This window comes from Janthinobacterium sp. FT14W (genome assembly GCF_009208755.1).
Lineage (GTDB): Bacteria > Pseudomonadota > Gammaproteobacteria > Burkholderiales > Burkholderiaceae_D > Janthinobacterium > Janthinobacterium violaceinigrum.
This window is the reverse complement of record NZ_WFLL01000126.1, coordinates 1-562: the sequence shown is the minus strand read 5'-3', so window position 1 is coordinate 562 and position 562 is coordinate 1. Positions and strand designations below refer to the sequence as shown.

1 protein-coding gene is annotated in these 562 nt (G+C 65.8%); it reads left to right on the top strand.

Translation table 11 applies throughout. The annotated features are described in order from the left end of the window. A partial coding sequence (locus GCN74_RS28275; RefSeq protein WP_152259707.1) for a filamentous hemagglutinin N-terminal domain-containing protein occupies nucleotides 1-562 on the top strand: 562 nt, incomplete at both ends.

Here is a 562-nt window from a genome sequence, read left to right as displayed (position 1 = left end):
ACGCCGTCATCAACTGGGCCAGTTTTAATATCGGCAAGGGCGAATCGGTGCAGTTCCAGCAGCCCAACAGCAACGCGGTGGCCCTGAACCGCGTGCTGGGCAATGACGGCACGACCATCCTGGGCAACTTGTCGGCCAATGGCAAGGTGTTCATTGTCAACCCGAACGGCGTGCTGTTCGGCCACGGCGCGTCCGTGAACACGGCGGGCCTGGTGGCCTCGACCCTCGATATCAGCAACGCCGACTTCATGGCGGGCAAGTACCAGTTTGCCGGCAATGGCACGGGCAAGGTCTTGAACCAGGGCAGCATCAGCGCGCCGGGCGGCTATGTGGCCTTGCTGGGCGCTAATGTGTCGAACGAAGGCACGATCCAGGCACGCCTGGGTTCGGTGGCCCTGGCGGCGGGCCGCGCCATCACCCTGGACGTGGCGGGCGATGGCTTGCTGAACGTGGCGGTGGACGGGGGCGCCGTGGGCGCGCTGGTGAATAACGGCGGCTTGATCCAGGCCGATGGCGGCAGCGTGGTGCTGACGGCGCAGGCGGCGGGCGACTTGCTGAAAAC